Source organism: Bacillus sp. SM2101, from assembly GCF_018588585.1.
Classification (GTDB): domain Bacteria; phylum Bacillota; class Bacilli; order Bacillales; family SM2101; genus Nanhaiella; species Nanhaiella sioensis.
In genome coordinates this window covers 1-698 of record NZ_JAEUFG010000128.1, presented here as the reverse complement: position 1 = coordinate 698, position 698 = coordinate 1, and the positions used below count along the sequence as shown (strand labels likewise).

At 31.2% G+C, this 698-nt stretch carries 1 protein-coding gene; it reads left to right on the top strand.

All coding sequences use genetic code 11. The features are described 5' to 3' along the window. Window positions 1-201 precede the first annotated feature (201 nt). Window positions 202-324 carry a hypothetical protein gene (locus tag JM172_RS25350; protein ID WP_284730510.1) on the top strand — a complete coding sequence of 41 codons (123 nt, stop codon included), beginning with the start codon at window positions 202-204 and terminating at the stop codon, window positions 322-324. Window positions 325-698 lie beyond the last annotated feature (374 nt).

Here is a 698-nt window from a genome sequence, read left to right as displayed (position 1 = left end):
CCAGAACGGTAGAGTTCAACGATCATCTTCTTGAAATCTTGAGTATATTTTTTGCCTGTATTTTTGTTTCCCATCCGAACACAACCTTTCTAAGTACATTTTAAGTACTTAACGTTTTTGTGTCCATAAAACTATACTAACTCCAGAATTAAAGATGAACTGAAAGAAGCAGCAGATAACGCTTTAAAATTAGATAAGAAAATGGAGATTCTGCACAAAGAAATGAACCAAATTAAAGAGCTAACAAGACTTGAGGATAGTGTCGGAGAACAATGGGCTAACAATGACACATTCAAGTTAATTCCTGCAATGCTGTTATCGTAATTTTATACCTTCTTGTGGCGCTTTTAGTAAACTTTGTTGCTTTCTTTAAAGCTTTCTTTAAAAGGCTAGGTAAATATGTATTTACTTAATAATATTACGAAGAATATTTTATTCAGACCAAAACAACTTTTATTCTAATCAGGAGGAAAGTAATTTCCTCCTTAAATGATCCAACTTAGGAAGTCTTAAACTCACAAACTAATTCTTTATATAATGGTTAAAAAAAACATAAATCAATTAAATTGTTATTCAACAATATGGCCCTAAAATGATAAGGACGCTAACCTTTATTACAGATTAGCGCCATATCGTATTATGAGGTCAGCCAGTAACATTTCTGGTTGACCTATTTTTAATAGGTATTAATCTTAAGG